This window comes from Pseudomonas sp. CVAP#3 (genome assembly GCF_018986375.1).
In the GTDB taxonomy this organism is placed as follows: Bacteria; Pseudomonadota; Gammaproteobacteria; order Pseudomonadales; family Pseudomonadaceae; genus Aquipseudomonas; species Aquipseudomonas helvetica.
Genome location: NZ_JAHMSC010000030.1, coordinates 1 through 18,589, shown reverse-complemented (window position 1 = coordinate 18,589; position 18,589 = coordinate 1). Strand labels below are relative to the sequence as shown.

The following is an 18,589-nucleotide window of genomic DNA, read 5'->3' as shown; positions in this document are numbered from 1 at the left end:
ATCATTCGGACGTCATCGCGAGCCTGCTCGCGATGACGTCGTTGCATCCAGTAGAAATCTGACGGTAAAAAACTACTTCGGTCCGAGAATCTTCACCAGCTTATCCGGCGACGGCGCGCCTTGCTGCTGTTGCAACTCGCCCTTGTCGTCCATGTAGAAGATGGCCGGAGTGGCGGACAATTCGAGTTCTTCCATCAACTTCATATTGGCGTCGAGTTTGGCCTGGATCGCGGCGGGAATGCTTGTCAGCGCTTTCAACGAGCTTTGCTTGCCCGCCTTCTCGTGCTCCTCCAGGGCCTTGCCCGGGTCTTTGCTGGCCAACAGGGCAGCGGATTTGCCCGGGCTGTCCTCTCGGATGATCCCGACCATGATGTGCCGCAGCTGCACTTTGCCGGCCTTCACCCACGGCCGGGCCTGCTCCCAGAACATATTGCAGTAAGGGCAGTTCGGGTCGCTGAACAGGTAGACGGTGCGCGGTGCATCCTTGCTGCCGTCGGCGATCCAGTTGCTGGCTTCCATCTTCGCCCAGACTTCCTTGGCCATTGGCGCGTAGACCAGTTTTTGCAGCGGCTCGGCACTCAGGTCCTTGCCATCGGCGTCGTACAGGTTGCCGAGCAGCACGTGCTTGCCGTCGGGCGTCAGGTACAAGGCCATGCCGCGGTTCTGGTACTGCGCGGCATAACCACGCAAGCCATCAGGCGCATCGAAACTACCGATGATTTTCGCGCCTTTTTCTTCGATCTTGCGGATCGCCGCAGGCAGTTCTTCGGCCTGCAGCATCGGGATTTGCAGCAGCGCTGCGCCCAGGGACAGCGTCAGCAGGTGGCGGAGGCGGAGCATGGCAGTTTCCTTGAGGGTGTGGCCTGTATGGCAGAAGTTGGGGAGTCGAAGTTTTCCAGGGCACGGGCCAGGCTGGCTTCCGATAATTCACCCAGGTGGCTACCGAGCATTCGGCCTTCGGCGCTGTAGAACAGCGTAGTCGGTAGCGCCATGGAGCCAACGGCCTGACTTAGTCGACCGCCGCCATCGAACAGCACATTGGAAAGGCTCAGGCCTTGGGTTGCGAGGAAGGTGCTGACGCTTTGCATGCTTTCGGCCTGATTGACGAACAGAAAGGTCAGGTCGGGCCGATGTTGCTGGGCGTTCTCCAGCACCGGCATTTCACGCCGGCAGGGCGGGCACCAGGTGGCCCACAGGTTGATCACCAAGGGGCCGCCCTGATAATCGGCCAGTTGCACGGTTTCGCCGGCGGCATTGCGCAAGACGATGTCCGGCAGGCGCGTGCCTTGTTCGTAGAGGTTCAGGGACAAACTCGCCAGCAACCAGAACAACAGGCCGCTGCCGACGCCCGCGCCCAACGGTTTGCGCAGCGCCGGTCGGCGCCAGCCCCGCAACAGCGTTGCCAACAGCAGGGCAATCACCCCGGGCCAGGCGAGGAAACCGCCATCGCGCAGGTCGATGATCTGCCACGGGTCATCACGGTAGTGGGCCCAGTAAGTGAGTACGAATCCCACTCTGGCCGCGAGCAAGCCCAGCAGGAACAGGCTGAACAGCACCGACTCGGGGTTCTCGCCACCGCGCTTGGCCACCCGCCAGCCGACCAGGGTGGCCAGTGCCAGGGCACTGATCAGCAGCAGGTGGTTGAGCGCAATGGCAAAGGTGCCGAGGGTAAAGGTCAGCATTAACGAGCGTCCCGAGTCATGTTCCAGCGTTGGAGGAAACCGGCGGCATCCACCTCTCCGGTGATGCGCTGGCTACGGCGCTCGATGCCGTCGGTGCCGATCCACAACAGGCTTGGCGGCCCCGGCACTTTATAACGGCCGAGCAGTTCACGGCTGGCAGCATTGTCGGCGGTCACGTCCAGACGCAGCAAGCGGACATCTTTCAGCGCGTCCATTACCTGGGGTTTGCCGAACACCTGTTTCTCCATGATCTTGCACGACACACACCAGTCAGCGTAATAGTCCAGCAGCACCCACTGGCCCTGGGCGCGGGCAGTGTCGAGTTCGTGTTGCAGCGCAGCTGGATCCTTGACGGTGATGAAGGCGTCCTCGGCGGTGGGGCCGGCGACGCGGGTCGATGCCTGTGCACTGTAAACCTGCAATGGATTGAACAGGTCATCGCTGCCACCCGCAGCACCGATCAACAGCAGGCTGCCCCACAACCCGGAAAGCAGCGCCATGCCACCGAACACATGGGCGGCGCGGCCGAATCCGCCGGTCTGACGCCAGGCGCTGTAGGCGATGATCAACAAAAGTGCGCCCCACAGGCCAATCCATAGCGACTCATCAAGCACTGGCCGCACCATCACCAGCGCGGTGCCAAGGAAAAGGAAACCGAAGATGCCTTTGAGCAGGTTCATCCAGGTGCCGGGTTTGGGCAGGAAGCGGTTGCCGACGGTCACCAGCAACAGCAGCGGCAAACCGATGCCGATGCCCATGGCGAACAGGATCAGCCCACCGTGCAGCGCGTTACCGCTCTGGGCGATGTACAGCAAGGCCCCGGCCAGCGGCGCAGTCATGCACGGGCCAACCAGCAAGCCGGACAAGGCGCCGAGCACCCCGGCACCGATCAGGCTGCCGCCGCCTTGCTTGCGACTGGCGTTTTCCAGACGGTCACGCAGCGCGACCGGTAGTTGCAGTTCGAAGAAGCCGAACATTGGCAACGACAACAGCACAAACACCACAGCGAAACTGCCGAGTAACCAGACGTTCTGCAACAAGGCCTGCAAGTTCGCACCGAGCAACGCGGCTACTACGCCCAGCGCTGCATACACCAGCGCCATGCTGACCACGTAACTGCCGGCCAAAGCGAAACCACGCTTGGGGCTGGCGCCGCTGCCGACGATCAAACCGGCGAGAATCGGCAGCATCGGCAACGAGCAAGGCGCGAAAGCCAGCAACAGGCCCAGACCAAAGAACACCAGCAAACTCCAGCCCAGCGCCTGCTGTTGCAGACCGCTGGCCAAGGCTTCATCCGGTGCTTGCGCGGCATTGACCGCCGCCGTGCTGCCACCGAGGTCGATCACCTGAGTTTGCGGTGGATAACATAAACCGGCATCGGCACAGCCCTGAAACCCCACTTTGATCTGGCCACTGGCGCCGGCCGGGACTTTCAATTCCAGGCCCTGGCGATACACCTGCTGATCACCAAAAAACTCGTCACTGTGGGCTTCACCCAACGGCAGAGGCGGTTTATCCGCCTCGGGCAAACCGTCGAACTTCATCCGTTGCTGATACAGGTAGTAGCCGTCGGCGATTTGCCAGAAGAGCTGGGTTTCGCCGGATTCAAGGCGTTCGGAGGTAAAAACAAAGGCTTTGCCGACCGGCAGGAAATCAGCTTTGGTGTCGAACGGGTTCGACGCTGCCTGGGCCAGTCCTGCGATGAAAAGAAAAAACAGTAGAAACAGACGACGCATGGGAAAGCCTTATCGCGGTGCAAGTAGGGTGCACGATGATGGGTGGCGATTAACCGATGATTAACCGCCCCCATGGACAGTGCCCGCCTCGCAAGAAGCGGGTCCAGACGTACTCTCAGTCTCGCAATAGCTCTGGCCAGGACTCGTCATCGACTGCGCGCGGGCCGGTCTCGGCCCGGTTTTCGTGGATGTTGTATCTTATGTATTCGTTATGGGTAAGGAAAATACAGTAGTCACTATCAACAAACGTTCGGTCGTTTTGTGCGGCTGTAACGATCCGGTGTTTATAAAGTTGCAGGCCCGGCCAGGTTTTATCCGTAATCGCTTCGAGTGCGAAGGTTTTCCTAGTAAGGTCCAGAGTGATGGAATTTCCATCGTTCAGGATAAATCGAAATAAGCTAACTCGGTCGGGTAGTTGCCACCATGTGCCGGCTACACTTTGGTTGAAGTACGGAGGTAGCTGGTGCCATGGCGAGTCTTCTATGTGATCCATACTGGCGACCTTGTCAGTGTCCTGATCGTATCGACAGACCATTGGTCTGTCGCCATCGTCATAAATAGCCATAAGATGTCTGAGTCAATTCCATCTATATTTGGCGAGGTCGGTTTGAATCCGGTCGTGGTGAACCCAAAGCGCAGATTTTTCATGTGTGTGAAAAGTGTTCCAGTTGCTGAGCTTTATATCTTTCGGGTGTCCGTCCGGAACCTGATTGTCGCCGACATCAAATCGAGAATATTTGTTGATGTCCTTGAAGAGCCATTGAGTCTCACCCTATATCAGTCGCGTAATAGCCCCGGCCAGGACTCATCATTGACTGCGCACGGGCCGGTCTCGGCCCGGTTTTCGTGGATGTTGTATCTTATGTATTCATTATGGGTCAGAAAAATATAGTAATAACTGTCTGCAAAGGTTCGATCGTTTTGCGCTGCTGTAATAATTCGATCTTTGTAGTCTTGGAGTCCCGGCCAGGTTGTGTTCGTAATCGCTTCGTGTGTTAATTTGTTTTTACTAAAATCAAGGTTGATGAAGTGTCCGTCATTCATGAGGAACCGAAATAAAGGAAGGCGGCCGTATAGCTGCCACCATGTGCCGGTGATAATGCGGTCAAAATAAGGGAGCAGTTGCCACCATCGTGAGTCTTTTACAGGCCGTGTGCTATTGACACTGTCGGTGTCCTGATTGTATTCACAGACCATTGGCGTGTCGCCCTCGTAATAGAATAGCCATAAAGTGTCCGCGTCAATTTTGTCTGCTTCCGGGGTTGTTGACATGATTCCGGTGGTGTTGAATCCAAAACGAAGGTTTTTAACGTGTTTGTCGAAATCCCCCCAGCGGCCATTGACTGCTGTCGGGTATCCATTCGGAACTTTGTTGTCGCCAATGTTGAAGCGAGAGTAGGTGTTGGTATCCTTGAAGAAAAAGTAGATAAGGTCTTTTCCGGCGCGCCAATCGACGGCGACAAAGTTTTTCAGTGCTGGCACTTTCAGTTTCCTTTAACTGTGGGGTGTTTGTTTTGATGTTTCTGTTTTAAGGCTACCGTCAGATCTGGATGCCGTGTTTTGTTTTTTTATATGGATTTATTTCGATGCTGGACGAGGGTTTTAGTTGTGCTGTTGATTTGATATTTAGTTGTCGGGTAGGTCTGGCGTTGATGGCATGTACTTGACCTTCATTGCAAGGAAGGCGGGGCAGGGAATTCGTGCTTCTCTCCCGCTGCGGTCCCGGACATAATCGCGACTTAATGTCGGCTTGTTTGAATCGTGTTTTTTATGGAGTTCAGCATGCACGTACTGGTTTGCGAAGACGATGAGCTGATCGCCAGCGGCATCGTTGCCGGCCTCACGGCCCAGGGCCTGACCGTGGAGCATGTCGCCACGGCTTCGGCCGCCCGGGCGATGCTCAAGGTTGCCAAGTTCGACGTGATGGTGCTCGACCTGGGGCTGCCGGACGAAGACGGTCTGAAGCTGCTGCAGCAGTTGCGTCATCACGGCCTGGAGATTCCGGTGCTGATTCTGACCGCACGCGATTCGGTGACCGACCGCGTCGATGGCCTGCAAGCTGGCGCCGATGACTATCTGCTCAAGCCCTTTGACCTGCGTGAATTGGCTGCACGCCTGCACACCTTGTTGCGGCGGGTGGCGGGGCGCAGCGTCAATCTGATCGAGCATGGCGCCCTGACTTACGATCCGAGCAGCCGCGAAACGCTGCTTGCCGGTCAACCGGTAGACCTGTCGCGCCGCGAGCAATCGTTGTTGCAAGCCTTGCTGCACAACCGTGGCCGGGTGCTGTCGACCGAGCAACTCAAGGACAGCGTCTACGGGTTCAACGATGAACTGGAAAGCAACGCCCTCAACGTACATATCCATCATCTGCGACGTAAACTCGGCAACGGCATCGTTGAAACCGTGCGTGGGCTGGGTTACCGGCTTGGGCCGGCGGATGGCGGAGAGCAATCGAAGTGATGAGTTTGCGTTTGCGCCTGAGTCTGACCCTCGGCGCGGCCTTCGCGCTGATCTGGGCCCTGGCTGCGGCCTGGATGCTCAGCGACCTGCGCAATCAGATGATGTTTTCCCTCGACCAGCGGCTGGTCGCCTCGGCGCGTATGGTCGCCGGGTTGCTGGAGCAATTGCCGGCCCTGCCGAGCAAGGGCGATGGCACGCATTTCAGTGCCGAGCAATTGAATATTCCGGGGGGCATGGCCTGTCAGGTCAGCTCCTTGCGCGGCGAGATTCTGGCCCGCAGTCACAGCACTCCCGAACAAACCCTGGAAGCTGAACAGATGGGCTTCCATGACCAGATGATCGACGGTGCGCGCTGGCGCAGTTTCACCTTGGCTCGTGGTGATTTGCGCATCACCACGGCCGACCGGCAAGTCGAGCGCGAGGCACTGAACATGTCGGTACTGCTGGCCGCGTCGGTGCCGGTGGGCGTCGCGTTGCTCGGTTGCCTGTGGCTGCTCTGGCTGGGGATCGGCCAAGGCCTGGCGCCGCTTAATCGCATGCGCGATGCCTTGATGCGCCGCAGCGCCGACTCCCTTGAGCCGTTGCAAATCCATCCGCTGCCGAGCGAATTGCAACCGTTGCTGGAAACCCAGAATCAGTTGTTCCAGCGAATCGGCAAGGCCATCGAGCGCGAGCGACGGCTGACTGGCGATGCCGCTCATGAGCTACGCAGCCCGTTGACGGCGATCAAGACGCACCTGCAAGTGGCGCGCATGACCGAAGGCGCCGCCCGCGATCAGTCCCTGGCCCGCGCCGAGGAAGGCGCCGATCGCTTGCACCGCACGCTTGAGCAATTGCTGTTGCTGGCGCGGGTCGAAGGCAGTCTGTCGTTCGACGATGGCGTGCAGTGCAGCGCCGAAGAGGTGGCCCGTCTGGCGATTCAAGACGCGGCCAGCGGTGATCGTCAGCGGATCAAACTGCACTTGCCGGCGAGTTACTCACAGGCTCCGGTGCAAATGCCTGCGGTGCTGTCGATTGCCGCTTTGCGCAATCTGTTGGACAACGCCTTGCGCCACACCCCGGCGTATGCGGCAGTGGAACTGAGCCTTGAAACCATGGGTAACCGCGTGCGTTTTCAGGTGCGCGACCATGGCCCCGGCATCGCCGCCGATGACCTGCAACACCTGACCCAGCGTTTCTGGCGCAACGGCGCAAGCACCGGCTGCGGGCTTGGGTTGGCGATTGTCCAGGCAATCGTTCAGCGCTGCGGTTGCGTGCTGCATTTCGACAGCCGTGTCGACGGCTTGCGGGTTGAACTGACGATGCCATTGCAGTCAGCCTGACAAACACCATAGGACCCCTTGTGGGAGCGAGCCTGCTCGCGATGGCGGCGGCACAGCCAGCATTGATGTGACTGACAGACCGCTATCGCGAGCAGGCTCGCTCCCACATGAGTTCCATGTTGCACATCAAATGTAACTTCTCTCCATTAGCCCCCTGGCCCTTGCGGCGCTATCGTCCCTCGCAGCTTTGACTCAATGGATTGAGGTGATAGCGCTATGGATGCCTGCATACAAATCTGCAACGCCAGCCCCGCGGATGCGGGGATCATCAGCCGGATCGTCGAACGCTCGATCAAGATCGGCTGCGCTGCGGATCACCGCAATGACCCGAAAGTCGTTGCGGCCTGGACCCACAACAAAACCGTTGAACATGTGCAGCCCTGGCTGTCTGATCCACGCCTGTACCTGAACCTCGCGTTGCTGGATGACAAACCGATAGGTGTGGCCATGGCGGCCGTCAGCGGCAAGGTCGGGTTTTGCTACGTCCTGCCGGAATGGTTTCGGCGCGGTGCCGGGCAGGCGTTGATCCAAGGCCTCGAAACCTGGTTGATCGAGCAGGGTTTCAGTCAGGCGCGCCTCAACAGCACCTGTACCAGTGAAGAGTTTTTTCAGCACCTTGGGTACCGACGCTGTGCTGAAACCTTCAGTGTTGCCGGGCTCACGGCAGTCCCGATGAACAAGTCGCTGACACGCGGCTGACAAAAGCCCCCTCTGCCGCAAGGTTACGGGGGCTTTTGCTGGAAGCAGCAAGATCAAAAGATCGCAGGCTTCGCCAGTTCCACAGGGGGGGGTTACTGCTGCTTGAACATCTCCTTCGCCCGTTTTTCGATTTGCGCCTGGGTCAGGTCCTCCTTGCGGGTCGACAGGAACCACACATGGCCGAAGGGGTCCTTCAAGGTGCCCGAGCGGTCGCCGTAGAACTGATCTTTGACTTCAGAAATCACTGTGCCGCCCGCCTTGATCGCCTGGGCGTAGCGTTTGTCCACATCCTCGACATACAGATGCAAACCCACGGACGGTGATTTGTCGGGGTTGCTCAGCGGACCTTGATCGCACGGTGTGCCGAGCATGATGGCGCAGTCGCCAATTCGCAGTTCGGCATGGCCGATGCTGCCGTCGGGCATTGCCAGGCGCATGACTTCCGTGGCGCCAAAGGCTTTTTTGTAAAAGTCGATAGCCTCCGCGGCTTTCTGGATTCCCAAGTAGGGTGTGATGCTGTGATAACCCTCGGGAATGGGTTTAACGCTCATGACCGTTCTCCATATTCTTGTTGGGTGATGTAGCAAGTCCTTCGCCGATTTCCGGTCGATTGACTATAGGCCAGCCCCAACAAGGCAACCGAGTGGCTGACGGGGTGCAGGTTTGCCACTGTTCTGCCATTAACCAGCCCGGTGAGCTGAACGGCTTTTGCCGAGGTCGATAGCGACTATCGATAGCGACTATCGAGAGCGATGATTTTTGTCGCTCAAAGGGCAGGAGTAGCCTGTGTCCATTGCTCAAGACCCGCTCGCAGGGAGCCTCCTCATGAACCGTTTACTCGTAACATCATTGATATTGGTTGCCTCGGTGCTTGCCGGTTGCGCCAGTCATCCTGCCCCCGAATTGCGCCCGTACACTGCCGAAGAAACCAAAGAGCTGGCGCTGGAAGCCTTGAATCGTCGCGGTTTGTCGTTTGATGAATACCAGGCCAAAAAAGCCGAATTACTCGGCCAGCCGCAGAAAGCTTTCGGTTTTGACCAGCAGGGTGAAATGAACGCCGCGCGTGGTGTGAGCCTTCACGGCCACGCCAGCTAAGCGACTGTACTGCTCGAAGTTTCACGTAACTGTGCGTGGGTTTCATGCGTGGGCTGCGATAGGGTCAACACCTGACTGACCCGAATGGAATCGCCCTATGACACTCTCGCTGGATTTACTGCTGGGTTTTGCCCTGTTTGCCCTGGTGACCTCGATCACCCCCGGCCCGAATAACACGATGTTGCTGGCCTCGGGCGTCAATTTCGGTTTCAGCCGTTCCATCCCGCACATGCTCGGTATCACCTGCGGCTTCTTCATCCTTGTGCTCGCCGTCGGTTTTGGTCTGGGCGCGGTGTTTCAAACCTATCCTGTGCTTTACAGCGTACTGCGTTATGTCGGCGCGGCCTATTTGCTGTATCTGGCGTGGAAAATCGCCCATTCGGGTCCCGTCTCCGAAGCCGAACAAGGTCACGCCGAGCCCATCAGCTACTGGGGCGCGGCAGCGTTTCAGTGGGTCAACCCCAAGGCCTGGATCATGGCGATTGGCGCCATCAGCACCTACACACCGCTGCAGGGCTATTTCACCAATGTGATCGTCATCGCTGCGGTGTTCGCCATCATCAACCTGCCGAGCGTCAGTGTCTGGGCGGCTTGCGGCAGCCTGTTGCGCAATGTCCTGCGTGATCGGCGCTGGTTGCGGGTGTTCAATTGGGGCATGGCCTTGTTGCTGGTGGCTTCGCTGTATCCGATGCTGCACGAGAGCTTTAGCTGACTTGCGCTTCAACCCGGTGTCCGATGCCTGTTAAGCTCGACTTCAGGAGCGTTCCTACGCACTTTGAAATGAAGTCGTACTTCTTTAACGGCATCCGATCAGGTATTGCTGATTTCCCGCAGTTTTCACACCACCTCCAGTGCGGCGCTTTCAGCGAATACACCTGATCCCGGAACAAGCTCTGCGAGTCTTTTTTATGAATAAGCGTCCTTTGTATTTTGATTACGCCGCCACCACGCCGGTGGATGAGCGGGTCATTCAGGTCATGGTCGACTGTCTGGGGTTCAGCGGTAACTTCGGCAACCCGGCCTCCAGCTCACACGCCTTCGGCCAGCAAGCCAGGCGTTCGGTCGAGCAGGCACGCCAGCAAGTCGCCGATCTGGTGGGCGCGCAAGCGCAGCAGATCGTCTGGACATCCGGCGCCACCGAATCCAACAACCTCGCCCTCAAAGGCGTGGCCCAGGCCCGCGGCCAGGCCGGCGGGCACATCATCACCAGCCAGATCGAGCACAAGGCGATCCTCGATACCGCCAGGCAATTGCAGGATGCCGGGGTCGCCGTGACTTATCTGCTGCCGGACACCGAAGGCCTGATCACTGCGCAAGCGGTCAGCGAGGCGCTGCGCGAAGACACCTTTCTGGTGTCGCTGATGCTGGTCAACAACGAGCTCGGTACCGTCAACGACATCCCGGCCATCGGTCAGCGGGTGCGTGAGCACGGCGCGCTGTTTCACGTCGACGCCGCGCAGGGCGCGGGCAAGGTAGCGATTGATCTGGCCCAATGGCCGGTGGACCTGATGTCGTTTTCCGCGCACAAGATCTATGGTCCCAAGGGGATTGGTGCACTCTACGTCGGCCCGCGTGCCCAGCAGCGCTTGCAGGCGCAGATCCATGGCGGTGGACACGAGGGCGGTTTACGCTCCGGAACCCTGGCCACGCATCAGATCGCAGCCATGGGCGCAGCCTTTGCGCTGGCGGCTGAACACTTTGCTGAAGAGGCGGCGACCATCGCCCGTCTGCGCGAGCGCTTGCTTGGGCAGCTCAGCGGTATTGCCGGTCTACGCTTGAACGGCAGCCCGACCCAACGCATTCCCCATACCTTGAGCCTGACCTTCAATGAGGGCGAGTTCAATTCCCAGGCCTTGAGTGCTTCGATCGCCTTTTCGGCGACGTCGGCCTGCAACTCCGCGAGCAATGCGCCGTCCCATGTGCTGCTGGCTCTGGGGCATGACGCGCGGGCAGCGGGGCGGACTATTCGCTTGAGTCTTGGGCGTTTCACCACCGAGCAGGACATCGATCAGGCCGCACAATTGATTAAAGCAGCAACCGCCAGTGCACCGGCGTTCTGGGCTACCGCCCAATCCTGATGCGCAGACCAAAAGTCAGCGCCCTATAACAAAATTAAAGTGGTTAGCAGGAGACATGATGAGTACGCAGCCTTTGACCCATGGAACGGTTCCCCAGCGCCTGGCGCACACCCGAGAGCTGATGAGCCGGGAAGGCATCCACGCCCTGCTGGTGCCGTCGGCCGACCCGCACTTGTCGGAATACCTGCCGGGTTACTGGCAGGGGCGTCAGTGGTTGTCGGGTTTTCATGGCTCGGTCGGCACGCTGATCGTCACCCAGAACTTCGCGGGCGTTTGGGCCGACAGTCGCTACTGGGAACAGGCGACCAAGGAGCTCAAGGGCAGCGGCATCGAGTTGGTAAAGCTTCAGCCAGGCCAACCCGGCCCGCTGGACTGGCTGGCCGAGCAAACTCCGGAAGGGGGTGTGGTCGCGGTCGATGGCGCGGTGATGGCCGTGGCGTCGGCACGTTCACTGAGCAGCAAGCTTGAGGAGCGTGGCGCGCGGCTGCGCACCGATATCGATCTGTTGAACGAGGTCTGGAGTGACCGCCCGAGCCTGCCGAATCAACCGATCTATCAGCACTTGCCGCCGCAGGCCACCATCAGCCGTGGCGAGAAACTCGCCAAGCTGCGTGAAAGCCTGAAAGCGCGCGGTGCCGATTGGCACTTTATCGCCACCCTCGACGACATCGCCTGGCTGTTCAACCTGCGCGGCGGTGATGTGTCGTTCAACCCGGTATTCGTGTCCTTCGCCCTGATCGGTCAGCAGCAGGCAACCTTGTTTGTCGCGCTGAGCAAGGTCGATGCGCCATTGCGCGCGATCCTCGAACAAGACGGCGTCACCCTGCGCGACTACAGCGAAGTGGCCTCGGCGCTGGCTGCCGTGGCAAATGGCGCAAGCCTGCAAGTCGATCCAGCACGGGTGACTAGCGGTTTGCTGAATAACCTCGGCAGCGGCGTGAAGCTGATTGAAGGGCTGAACCCGACGACCCTCGCCAAGTCGCAGAAAAGTCTCGCCGATGCCGAACACATCCGTCAGGCCATGGAACAGGACGGCGCGGCGCTCTGCGAGTTCTTTACCTGGCTCGACAGCGCCCTCGGTCGTGAACGCATCACCGAACTGACCATCGACGAACACCTGACCGCCGCCCGTACCCGTCGTCCGGGGTATGTGTCGCTGAGCTTCAACACGATTGCAGCCTTCAACGCCAACGGTGCGATGCCGCACTACCACGCGACCGAAGAAGAACACGCGGTGATCGAAGGTGACGGCCTGTTGTTGATCGACTCCGGCGGCCAGTACCTGGGCGGCACCACCGACATTACGCGGATGGTGCCGGTGGGCACGCCAACCGCCGAGCAGAAACGCGACTGTACGCGCGTGCTCAAGGGCGTGATCGCCCTATCCCGCGCGCAGTTCCCGCGTGGCATTCTCTCGCCGTTGCTCGACGCCATCGCACGTACGCCGATCTGGGCGGAGGGCGTCGACTATGGCCACGGCACCGGGCATGGCGTCGGTTACTTCCTGAACGTTCATGAAGGCCCGCAAGTGATTGCCTACCAAGCCGCACCGGCGCCGCAAACCGCGATGCAGCCGGGGATGATCACCTCGATCGAACCGGGCACTTATCGTCCAGGTCGCTGGGGCGTGCGGATCGAGAACCTGGTGTTGAACCGCGAGGCTGGCAGCAGCGAATTTGGCGAGTTCCTCAAATTCGAAACCCTGACCTTGTGCCCGATCGACACCCGTTGTCTGGAGCCTTCGTTGCTGACTCAGGACGAGCGCGAGTGGCTTAACGCTTACCACGCGCAAGTTCGTGAACGTTTGAGCCCTTTGCTTGACGGTGCTGCGCTGGCGTGGCTGAACACCCGAACCGCCGCGATCTGAGTCGGTGGTGCGCCGTCAGTCTTCGGGCTGCGGCGCAAGCTCGGGTGCGTGGGCGAGTGCTTCGCTCATATAGTCGATGAATGCCTTGACCCTGGCCGATTGGCGACGATTGGCCGGGGACACCGCATGGATCGGCAACGCTTGTGCGCGGTAGTCCTGCAGGATCGCGATCACCCGACCAGCCTTCAAATCCTCGCTGAATAACCACACCGGCGACAGCGCAATACCCAGCCCGCCCAACACCATCTCGCGTATCGCCTCCGAATTGTTGCTCTGGGCGTTGCCTTTGATCCGCACGCTGTGTCGCTGAGCGTTTTTCTCGTAGATCCACTGATTCTGGCTGCTCAGCAGGTTGAACAGCAGGCAGTTATGCTGGCTCAGTTCTTGCGGTGTGTGTGGTCGGCCACGTTGAGCAAGGTAGCCAGGACTGGCGACGGTGACTCGATGGGTGGTGCCAATCTGCCGGGCGATCAAACCGCTGTCGCTCAACTCGCCAATGCGTAATGTGACGTCCAGGCCTTCGCTGACCAGGTCCTGATTCTGATCGCTGAGCTGTAAATCGATTTCAACGTGTGGATAGCGCTCAAGGAAATCCGGCAGTCGCGCAGCAATCTGCAATCGCCCGAAACTGACGGAGGAGCCCACTCGCAAAGGCCCGGCGACCACTTCCCGTCCGGACTGAAAACTGTGTTCGGCCGCGTCGACCGCCGCAAGAATCTGTCGGCATTCATTGTAGTAACGCTGGCCTTCGTCGGTCAGCGAAAGCTGGCGAGTACTGCGGGCAATCAGCTTGCCTCCAAGCTCTGTTTCCAGTGCCCGGAGGATTTTGCTGATGGTCGGTTGGCTGGTCTGCAGTTCCCGAGCGACAGCAGAGAAACTGCCGCGCTCGACTACTCTTACGAAAACCGCCATTGCATTGAGTTTGTCCAAGGGTTTTCTCATTGATGCCAAATTGGCATGGTCACTATAGCTATATAGCGTCTTATCGGCATGAGTTGGCGGGCGGATGATCAACGCAACTCTCCACTGACATGAGATTGCGAAATGACTGACTCACTTGAAATGCTCGCCCTGATCGTCGACTCGGCCAATGCACCGCTTCGTTTGGCGTCTATCCCTAAGCCCGTGCCTGAAGCGGGGCAGGTGTTGGTCAGAATCATCGCCAGTGGAGTGAATCCATTGGATGGGAAAATCCGCGCCGGGGAGGCAGCTCATGCCCGTCAGCCATTGCCGGCGGTGCTGGGTATGGATCTGGCAGGGATTGTCGAAGCGCTCGGTGCCGGGGTCAGCGATTGGCAGGTCGGCGATCAGGTGTATGGCATGGCGACCGGGATTGGCGGTCAGCAAGGCTCACTGGCGCAATTCGCCGCTGTTGATGCGCGGTTGCTGGCGCGCAAACCGATCAATCTGAGCATGACTGAGGCGGCAGCGCTGCCGCTGGTATTGATCACCGCGTGGGAAGGCTTGCTGGATCGCGCCCGGGTTCAGACGGACCACAAGGTATTGATTCAAGGTGGCGCTGGTGGCGTCGGGCATGTGGCGGTGCAGTTGGCTCGGGCATTCGGTGCCGAGGTATTTGCCACGGGGTCGGCGAGGCATCAGGCGATAATCGAAAGCCTCGGTGCAACCTTTATCGACTACCGCCAACAATCGGTTGAACAGTATGTACAGCAACATACGGCGGGGGAGGGTTTCGATATCGTTTATGACACGGTCGGAGGCGAGACGCTGGATGCGTCGTTCAAGGCTGTGCGCACTTATCAGGGGCACGTGTTGAGCTGTCTCGGCTGGGGGCAACACAGTCTGGCGCCCTTGTCGTTCCGGGCGGCGAGTTACTCCGGGGTCTTCACGTTGCTGCCTTTGCTGACCGGCAACGGTCGCGAGCGGCACGGGCAGATTCTTGGCGAGGCCGCGAAGTTGATTGAAGCAGGGTTGTTGAAGCCTTTGCTCGATCCCCGACGGTTCACGTTGCAAACCGCCGAGGCAGCCTATGACCTGCAAGCCTCGGGTGAGGCGCAGGGCCGACTGGTTATCGAGATCTAGCCCAAGGCCTCGCGGACAAAGTCCAGTCGATCCTGACCGAAGAACAATTCGTTGTCGACAAACATGCTCGGCGCACCGAACACACCACGCTGGATCGCCTGCTCGGTTTTGTCCTTGAGTGCGGCTTTGACTTCCTCATCGGCGGTCAAGGCTAGCGCTTCATCGGGGTCAAAGCCATGTTCGGCCAACACCGCGGCGACGGTCGCCGGGTCGTTGAGGTTGCGGCCATCAACCCAGAGCGCACGGAACAGGCAATCAATAAAATCGAGGAAACGCTCGGGGTGTCGTAGCTGGATGCCGGTGACGGCGCGCATCAACAAAAGGGTATTGATGGGAAAGTACGGATTGAGCTGGAATGGCACGTCGTAGCGCTTGGCGTAACGATTCAGGTCCAGGAACATGTAATGCCCCTTGGCCGGAATCGTTGCCGGCGAGGCATTGCCGGTAGCTTTGAATACGCCGCCTAGCAGCATCGGTTGATAGATCAGCTGGCTACCGGTTAGCTCACAGATTTTCGGTAGTTGGGTATAGGCCAGGTAAGTGGCAGGGCTGCCGAGGTCGAAGAAGAACTCTACGCGTTTGCTCATGTTCGATGCACTCTGATTGTTGTTAGAGAGGATGGCTTACCAGCGTTCGCTCCAGGGCCGCAGATCCAGTTCGAAGGTCCAGGCATCGCGAGGCTGGTTGTGCAGGTACCAGTAGTTCTCTGCGATGTGTTCGGGGTTGAGAATCCCGTCCTGATCCTTGAGGACATACTTTTCCGGGAAGCTGTCGCGAATGAAGTCGGTATCGATCGCGCCATCGACCACGACATGGGCAACATGAATGTTCATCGGGCCCAGTTCCCGCGCCATGCTTTGGGCCAGTGCACGGATGCCATGCTTGGCGCCGGCGAACGCCGCAAAGCCAGCAGCACCGCGCATGCCTGCGGTGGCTCCGGTGAATAGAATGGTGCCGCGTTGTCGGGTGGCCATACGCTTTGCCACTTCACGGCCGTTCAGAAAACCGGAGAAACAGGCCATTTCCCATATCTTGAAGTACTTGCGTGCGGTCTCTTCAAGAATGCTGCACGGCACATTGGCACCGATGTTGAAGACGAACGCCTCGATCTGGCCGATCTGGCTTTCGATTTGTTCAACCAGCGCGACTACATCCTCTTCCTTGCGCGCATCACACGCAAAACCGTGGGCTTCACCGCCATTGGCCTGAATGGCATCGACCAATGGCTGCAACTTGTCTGCGCTGCGACGAGTGACGCAGGCAACAAACCCTTCCTGTGCGAAACGCTTGGCAATAGCTCCGCCGGTGGCATCGCCAGCACCGACAACCAGTACGACTTTCTTGTTATTGATAGCTGTGGTCATAGTCATCTCTCTTTGGTGAACGGTCGTTAGCCAAACGAACGTTATGCTACGATCTTGAAGACGTCAAGGCGATGGATATTCGGGGGAAGCGATGCGTTACTCAGCCAGTCACAAGTTGGAAACCAGGCAAAAGCTGCTTGAAAGTAGCTCGGTGTCAGCCAAGAAAGAAGGTTTTTGCACGGTGGGGGTCGATGGCTTGATGAAGGCCATCGGGCTCAGTGGCGGTGCGTTTTACAGCCACTTTTCCTCGAAAGACGAACTCTTCAGCTCGATCGTCGAGCGTGAGCTGTGTCAGAGCCTTGAGCGATTGAGCGGTAATGGCGAGCTGAGTCGAGCCAAGCTGGAGCGCTGTCTCAAGCATTACTTGAGCATGGCGCATGTCGAGCATCCCGAGTCCGGGTGCGCGCTGCCGGCATTGGGCGCCGAGATCGCTCGCTCGGACATCGCGGTACGCCGGCAAGCCGAGCAGTGGATCTGTCGGCTGCAGGAAAGTTGGGCGCAGATCCTGGAGAGTGACAGCCTGGCCTGGGCCATTCTGTCGCAGTGCGTTGGCGCGCTGGTGGTTGCGCGAATGCTGGTGAATCCGGAGGTCCAGCGCACCGTACTGCATTCCAGCTACGAAGAAATCGGACGCCAGATAGCCGGTCAACGCGCTGAATAGGAGCGCGCCTGGTTACTTGCAGATGACAATCATGCTGCGGCTGGTATAGCCGGCAGGGTTGAGTCCAAACGGATAGTCACCCGGGTCTTCCACGGCGTCTCCGGACTTGGCGATCACCTTGTAGCCATTCGGCCCGCATGAGTTGGCCGCACTGGTGTAGCACTTGTCCCAGGAAGAAGAGAGGCCTGAGCAGTTAATGTGCAGGCCTTTTTTTCCGCGTTTGACCTCAGTCCTGGAGGTCGCAGCGCAACCCGCAATGGCCAGTACAACAAGCAATACCAAAAATCGTTTCATTCCAATCCCTATTACGGTCTCGGGTCTGGTGCCCGAGTCTGCCAGCATGCGCTTTCGTTTTTATCGTTAGTGATATCCCTATCCGAAAAAGTCCATGTCTGACATTGAGTTGTGGCTAAACATGGCTCAATTGAGCGGTAAATACCAGACCTTCGTAAAAGCGCGTATCAATCTACTGCTACCAACGGCTTGGACTCACTGCGCATGGTCATGGTCGCGCCTACGGATGCCAGAATGATGCAAGTGATGGCCATCCACTGTGCCAGGGACAAGTATTCGTGCAGAAACAGCAGCCCGGACAATGCGCCGAATGCGGGCTCAATGCTCATCAGTGTGCCGAAGGTTCGCGCCGGCATTCGGGTGAGGGCGATCATCTCAAGGGTATACGGAAGGGCCGTGGACAGAACGGCTACGCCAATAGCGATGGGGATCAGTGACGGTGTGAGCAACGCGGCTCCGGCATGGACGATGCCTATAGGCGCAACGAAGAGTGCTGCAATCATGACACCCAACGCGGCGGTCTGGACGCCGTTATCTGCCCCGGCTTTCTGACCGAACAGAATGTACAGTGCCCAACATACCCCGGCGCCGAGAGCATAACCGGCGCCTATGAGGTTGATGCTCGTGTTTGTTGCGTCTGTAGGTATAAGTAGCAGCAAACCGACGATGGCCAGACCGATCCACAGAAAGTCGATCGCCTTGCGTGAGGCATAAATTGCCACTGCCAGTGGGCCCGTGAACTCCAGAGCAACGGCAATTCCGAGTGGGACAGTCCTGAGGGACATATAGAAGAGGAAGTTCATGCCGCCCAGCGCCATGCCGTAGACGATGACGGTGCGTAAGGACTTGGCAGTGAGCCTCGCATTCCAGGGGCGCAGTAGCAGCAACATGATCACGCTGGCGAAAATCAGTCGCAGGGTGGTTGTCCCTTGCGCCCCAACTATAGGGAACATGCTTTTTGCCAGGGAGGCTCCAGACTGGATCGACGCCATGGCTATTAATAGCAGGCCAACCGGGAACAGAGTCGATGCAAGGCTGCGGGGCTGGTCATTCATTGCGTGTCGTCGTCCGAAGTGAGAGGCGAGAGAGTGTACGGCTGGCATATCATGCTTAGCTACTAGGTGTTGAGCAATATACTGCGCACTCTTTGTTGGCGCCTCTATATAGGCCGTAACGAGTGCCGCTTTTCGATTTCTGATAGAAAAACCAAATTAGGTGTTGACGGCAGATTCTGGAAGTCTATAATTCGCCCCACTTCCGGCGCAGTCGAAACGGAAAACTCCTT

At 58.7% G+C, this 18,589-nt stretch carries 19 protein-coding genes; 9 read left to right on the top strand and 10 right to left on the bottom strand.

All coding sequences use genetic code 11. From position 1 onward, the window contains the following. Positions 1-72 precede the first annotated feature (72 nt). The 4 genes from dsbG to KRR23_RS28270 all read right to left on the bottom strand — a co-directional run bounded on the left by dsbG (position 73) and on the right by KRR23_RS28270 (position 4,900). Positions 73-840: a thiol:disulfide interchange protein DsbG gene (gene dsbG, locus KRR23_RS28285; protein ID WP_216745132.1), complete on the bottom strand. Its 768-nt coding sequence runs from the start codon at positions 838-840 to the stop codon at positions 73-75. After that, positions 816-1,682, bottom strand: coding sequence for a TlpA disulfide reductase family protein (locus KRR23_RS28280; protein ID WP_216745131.1), 867 nt, complete (start codon positions 1,680-1,682; stop codon positions 816-818). The genes dsbG and KRR23_RS28280 overlap by 25 nt, the downstream gene beginning before the upstream one ends. After that, positions 1,682-3,418, bottom strand: coding sequence for a protein-disulfide reductase DsbD (dsbD, locus tag KRR23_RS28275; RefSeq protein ID WP_216745130.1), 1,737 nt, complete (start codon positions 3,416-3,418; stop codon positions 1,682-1,684). The genes KRR23_RS28280 and dsbD overlap by 1 nt, the downstream gene beginning before the upstream one ends. A gap of 777 nt (positions 3,419-4,195) precedes the next feature. Continuing rightward, positions 4,196-4,900: a hypothetical protein gene (locus KRR23_RS28270; protein WP_216745129.1), complete on the bottom strand. Its 705-nt coding sequence runs from the start codon at positions 4,898-4,900 to the stop codon at positions 4,196-4,198. A gap of 300 nt (positions 4,901-5,200) precedes the next feature. On the opposite strand from KRR23_RS28270, the gene KRR23_RS28265 reads away from it, so the two are divergent. The 3 genes from KRR23_RS28265 to KRR23_RS28255 all read left to right on the top strand — a co-directional run bounded on the left by KRR23_RS28265 (position 5,201) and on the right by KRR23_RS28255 (position 7,902). After that, positions 5,201-5,881, top strand: coding sequence for a response regulator (locus tag KRR23_RS28265; RefSeq protein WP_054596403.1), 681 nt, complete (start codon positions 5,201-5,203; stop codon positions 5,879-5,881). Further along, positions 5,878-7,203 carry an ATP-binding protein gene (locus tag KRR23_RS28260; RefSeq protein WP_216745128.1) on the top strand — a complete coding sequence of 442 codons (1,326 nt, stop codon included), beginning with the start codon at positions 5,878-5,880 and terminating at the stop codon, positions 7,201-7,203. The genes KRR23_RS28265 and KRR23_RS28260 overlap by 4 nt, the downstream gene beginning before the upstream one ends. Before the next feature lie 216 nt (positions 7,204-7,419). Beyond that, a complete protein-coding gene (locus KRR23_RS28255) occupies positions 7,420-7,902 on the top strand; it encodes a GNAT family N-acetyltransferase (protein ID WP_216745127.1) in 483 nt (160 codons plus the stop codon). Between the two features lie 92 nt (positions 7,903-7,994). Here the strand turns inward: KRR23_RS28255 and KRR23_RS28250 are convergent, their stop codons facing one another. Beyond that, positions 7,995-8,453, bottom strand: a complete 459-nt coding sequence (locus KRR23_RS28250) for a VOC family protein (protein WP_216745126.1) — start codon at positions 8,451-8,453, stop codon at positions 7,995-7,997. A gap of 274 nt (positions 8,454-8,727) precedes the next feature. On the opposite strand from KRR23_RS28250, the gene KRR23_RS28245 reads away from it, so the two are divergent. The 4 genes from KRR23_RS28245 to KRR23_RS28230 all read left to right on the top strand — a co-directional run bounded on the left by KRR23_RS28245 (position 8,728) and on the right by KRR23_RS28230 (position 12,942). Then, the gene (locus KRR23_RS28245; RefSeq protein WP_216745125.1) at positions 8,728-8,997 is read left to right on the top strand and encodes a hypothetical protein; all 270 of its coding nucleotides are present in this window, start codon (positions 8,728-8,730) and stop codon (positions 8,995-8,997) included. Positions 8,998-9,094: 97 nt separating this feature from the next. After that, positions 9,095-9,709, top strand: a complete 615-nt coding sequence (locus KRR23_RS28240; RefSeq protein WP_216745124.1) for a LysE family translocator — start codon at positions 9,095-9,097, stop codon at positions 9,707-9,709. A gap of 196 nt (positions 9,710-9,905) precedes the next feature. Continuing rightward, positions 9,906-11,075, top strand: a complete 1,170-nt coding sequence (locus KRR23_RS28235) for an aminotransferase class V-fold PLP-dependent enzyme (RefSeq protein WP_216745123.1) — start codon at positions 9,906-9,908, stop codon at positions 11,073-11,075. A gap of 58 nt (positions 11,076-11,133) precedes the next feature. After that, positions 11,134-12,942 (top strand): aminopeptidase P family protein, encoded by a 1,809-nt coding sequence (locus KRR23_RS28230; RefSeq protein WP_216745122.1) that lies wholly within the window; start codon positions 11,134-11,136, stop codon positions 12,940-12,942. A gap of 15 nt (positions 12,943-12,957) precedes the next feature. On the opposite strand, the gene KRR23_RS28225 is transcribed toward KRR23_RS28230, so the two are convergent. Continuing rightward, complete coding sequence (locus KRR23_RS28225; protein WP_253912301.1) at positions 12,958-13,872, bottom strand: LysR family transcriptional regulator; 915 nt, start codon at positions 13,870-13,872, stop codon at positions 12,958-12,960. Between the two features lie 114 nt (positions 13,873-13,986). Here KRR23_RS28225 and KRR23_RS28220 point away from each other — a divergent pair, with 114 nt between their 5' ends. After that, complete coding sequence (locus KRR23_RS28220) at positions 13,987-14,985, top strand: zinc-dependent alcohol dehydrogenase family protein (protein WP_216745120.1); 999 nt, start codon at positions 13,987-13,989, stop codon at positions 14,983-14,985. Here the strand turns inward: KRR23_RS28220 and KRR23_RS28215 are convergent. After that, complete coding sequence (locus KRR23_RS28215) at positions 14,982-15,572, bottom strand: 2-hydroxychromene-2-carboxylate isomerase (protein ID WP_216745119.1); 591 nt, start codon at positions 15,570-15,572, stop codon at positions 14,982-14,984. The two genes, KRR23_RS28220 and KRR23_RS28215, sit on opposite strands and share 4 nt — an antisense overlap. Positions 15,573-15,608: 36 nt before the next feature. After that, positions 15,609-16,349, bottom strand: coding sequence for an SDR family oxidoreductase (locus KRR23_RS28210; RefSeq protein WP_216745118.1), 741 nt, complete (start codon positions 16,347-16,349; stop codon positions 15,609-15,611). Positions 16,350-16,440: 91 nt separating this feature from the next. Here KRR23_RS28210 and KRR23_RS28205 point away from each other — a divergent pair, with 91 nt between their 5' ends. After that, positions 16,441-17,010: a TetR/AcrR family transcriptional regulator gene (locus KRR23_RS28205; RefSeq protein ID WP_216745117.1), complete on the top strand. Its 570-nt coding sequence runs from the start codon at positions 16,441-16,443 to the stop codon at positions 17,008-17,010. A gap of 12 nt (positions 17,011-17,022) precedes the next feature. On the opposite strand, the gene KRR23_RS28200 is transcribed toward KRR23_RS28205, so the two are convergent. Together KRR23_RS28200 and rhtA are read right to left on the bottom strand one after the other, a co-directional pair. Further along, a complete protein-coding gene (locus KRR23_RS28200; protein WP_019692857.1) occupies positions 17,023-17,304 on the bottom strand; it encodes a hypothetical protein in 282 nt (93 codons plus the stop codon). Positions 17,305-17,471: 167 nt separating this feature from the next. Next, positions 17,472-18,359, bottom strand: a complete 888-nt coding sequence (gene rhtA, locus KRR23_RS28195) for a threonine/homoserine exporter RhtA (RefSeq protein WP_216745116.1) — start codon at positions 18,357-18,359, stop codon at positions 17,472-17,474. Positions 18,360-18,589: the final 230 nt, after the last annotated feature.

What these genes read in the sequence shown, in the direction of transcription:
- dsbG (WP_216745132.1), bottom strand. Translation starts at nt 840, where the DNA reads ATGCTCCGCCTCCGCCACCTGCTGACGCTGTCCCTGGGCGCAGCGCTG.
- KRR23_RS28280 (WP_216745131.1), bottom strand. Translation starts at nt 1,682, where the DNA reads ATGCTGACCTTTACCCTCGGCACCTTTGCCATTGCGCTCAACCACCTG.
- dsbD (WP_216745130.1), bottom strand. Translation starts at nt 3,418, where the DNA reads ATGCGTCGTCTGTTTCTACTGTTTTTTCTTTTCATCGCAGGACTGGCC.
- KRR23_RS28265 (WP_054596403.1), top strand. Translation starts at nt 5,201, where the DNA reads ATGCACGTACTGGTTTGCGAAGACGATGAGCTGATCGCCAGCGGCATC.
- KRR23_RS28255 (WP_216745127.1), top strand. Translation starts at nt 7,420, where the DNA reads ATGGATGCCTGCATACAAATCTGCAACGCCAGCCCCGCGGATGCGGGG.
- KRR23_RS28250 (WP_216745126.1), bottom strand. Translation starts at nt 8,453, where the DNA reads ATGAGCGTTAAACCCATTCCCGAGGGTTATCACAGCATCACACCCTAC.
- KRR23_RS28245 (WP_216745125.1), top strand. Translation starts at nt 8,728, where the DNA reads ATGAACCGTTTACTCGTAACATCATTGATATTGGTTGCCTCGGTGCTT.
- KRR23_RS28240 (WP_216745124.1), top strand. Translation starts at nt 9,095, where the DNA reads ATGACACTCTCGCTGGATTTACTGCTGGGTTTTGCCCTGTTTGCCCTG.
- KRR23_RS28235 (WP_216745123.1), top strand. Translation starts at nt 9,906, where the DNA reads ATGAATAAGCGTCCTTTGTATTTTGATTACGCCGCCACCACGCCGGTG.
- KRR23_RS28230 (WP_216745122.1), top strand. Translation starts at nt 11,134, where the DNA reads ATGAGTACGCAGCCTTTGACCCATGGAACGGTTCCCCAGCGCCTGGCG.
- KRR23_RS28220 (WP_216745120.1), top strand. Translation starts at nt 13,987, where the DNA reads ATGACTGACTCACTTGAAATGCTCGCCCTGATCGTCGACTCGGCCAAT.
- KRR23_RS28215 (WP_216745119.1), bottom strand. Translation starts at nt 15,572, where the DNA reads ATGAGCAAACGCGTAGAGTTCTTCTTCGACCTCGGCAGCCCTGCCACT.
- KRR23_RS28210 (WP_216745118.1), bottom strand. Translation starts at nt 16,349, where the DNA reads ATGACCACAGCTATCAATAACAAGAAAGTCGTACTGGTTGTCGGTGCT.
- KRR23_RS28205 (WP_216745117.1), top strand. Translation starts at nt 16,441, where the DNA reads ATGCGTTACTCAGCCAGTCACAAGTTGGAAACCAGGCAAAAGCTGCTT.
- KRR23_RS28200 (WP_019692857.1), bottom strand. Translation starts at nt 17,304, where the DNA reads ATGAAACGATTTTTGGTATTGCTTGTTGTACTGGCCATTGCGGGTTGC.
- rhtA (WP_216745116.1), bottom strand. Translation starts at nt 18,359, where the DNA reads ATGAATGACCAGCCCCGCAGCCTTGCATCGACTCTGTTCCCGGTTGGC.